The following is a 449-nucleotide window of genomic DNA, read 5'->3' on the forward strand; positions in this document are numbered from 1 at the left end:
GCTGGCGGCTTTTCAGGGCAATGTGACACTGGTCGAAAGCGCCATCGAGCATATTCAGGGACGGGCCATAGGGTACTTGCTGTTAAGCGTGACACCGTCACCGTTCGCATCCGCTATTCCACAAACGCTGGCCGACAGCGTGGAGGTACTGGGCTATGTCACTGCTGCTTGACCGGCTGTGGGCCGGATTTCTCGATACGCTGCTGATGGTGGGTGTTTCTTCCCTGCTGGCACTGGCGCTGGGGCTGCCGCTGGCGGTTGTGCTGGTGGTCAGCGAACGCGGTGGGCTCTATGAACAAGTCGGGGTTCAACGGGTACTCGGCTGGCTGGTGAATCTGTTTCGTTCGATCCCCTTCTTGATCCTGATGGTCGCCTTGATCCCGTTCACCCGCATGCTGGTCGGCACCTCTTACGGCGTCTGGGCAGCGGTAGTACCGCTGACGGTCGCC

Annotated in this window: 1 pseudogene; it reads left to right on the forward strand. The window is 60.4% G+C overall.

Annotation, left to right across the window (positions count from 1 at the left end):
* Window positions 1–155: 155 nt before the first annotated feature.
* Window positions 156–449: pseudogene (locus tag CVN76_RS00275) on the forward strand (methionine ABC transporter permease); the annotation flags it as partial.

It is taken from the genome of Bacillus sp. mrc49 (assembly GCF_002803435.1).